At 70.9% G+C, this 618-nt stretch carries 1 protein-coding gene; it reads right to left on the bottom strand.

Annotated features, from left to right (window positions below):
• Positions 1 to 178 precede the first annotated feature (178 nt).
• On the bottom strand, positions 179 to 618 hold a 440-nt coding region (locus ACE026_RS03230; protein ID WP_486037799.1), incomplete at its 5' end, for a YbhB/YbcL family Raf kinase inhibitor-like protein.

Raw genomic sequence — 618 nt, 5'->3', positions numbered from 1 at the left:
CGGGCCGCCCTTCTTCATTCTGTAGTGCCGGCCGCTGGCCGGCTCCCGATGTAGTGCCGCCCGCTGGCCGGCTCCCGATCTGTAGTGCCGGCCGCTGGCCGGCTCCCGATAGCGCAGTACCGACCAACGGTCGGTACCTACCGGGGCGCATGCCGACCTTCGGTCGGCACGTATCCCCTCACGCCAGCGCCGGATTCAACGTGTAGGTGCCATGCAGCGAGGCTTCGGCCAGCACGTGCCCGTGCATCGCATGCAGCACATCGGCGGCGGTGAACGGCGTGGGCAGCGCCAGCTGCGCCACGTCCAGCGCGAACACACGGAAGAAATAGCGGTGCACGCGCTCGTCGTTGAACGGCGGGTACGGGCCGTCATAGCCCAGGTACTGGCCGGCCATGTCCGGATTGCCGGCGAACCAGCCGGTGAAATCGTTCAGGCCCTGACGGCTGCCTGGCGGGCCCGCCGGCTGGGTCTTGCCGCCCACGGTGAAGCCATCGCTGCAGCTGCCCGCGGCCAGCGCGCGCACATCGGCCGGGATATCGGCCATCGCCCAGTGCGCGAAGTGCGCACGCGGCTGATCGCGCGGCACCGTGCAATCCTGGCGGGGGGGGGGGGGGGGGC

The organism is Stenotrophomonas sp. AGC87 (assembly GCF_057333975.1).
Note: the sequence above shows the minus strand (reverse complement) of the source record. Positions and strands in the feature narration are given on the sequence as shown.